A 278-nucleotide genomic window follows, 5' to 3' on the forward strand; every position below is an offset into this window, starting at 1 on the left:
CAGCAGGGCGGTATGTTGCACCCCGTCGCTGGTTAGCCAGGCGGTCAGTAACGAGGTGATACCATAACCCACCAAAATCAATCCGGCGGTAAAACGCCCAGCCGCCGAGCCTGGCCATTGGCGCGACGTTGCCGGACGGTTCTGCCAGCTTGATACCAGCGCGGCAGCGAGCAGACAGAGAGCGGCCAGGATCATCACAGTGCATCCATAACCTTGTCGGCGGCAGCAATGGTGTACTCGATGTCGGCTTCAGTATGAGCCAGTGACATAAAGCCTGC

1 protein-coding gene is annotated in these 278 nt (G+C 59.4%); it reads right to left on the reverse strand.

Annotation, left to right across the window (positions count from 1 at the left end; all coding sequences use genetic code 11):
* The coding region (locus tag Q4563_RS19510; protein ID WP_303605698.1) for a hypothetical protein at positions 1-195 on the reverse strand (195 nt) is incomplete at its 3' end.
* Positions 196-278: the final 83 nt, after the last annotated feature.

Source organism: Gilvimarinus sp. 1_MG-2023 (assembly GCF_030548285.1).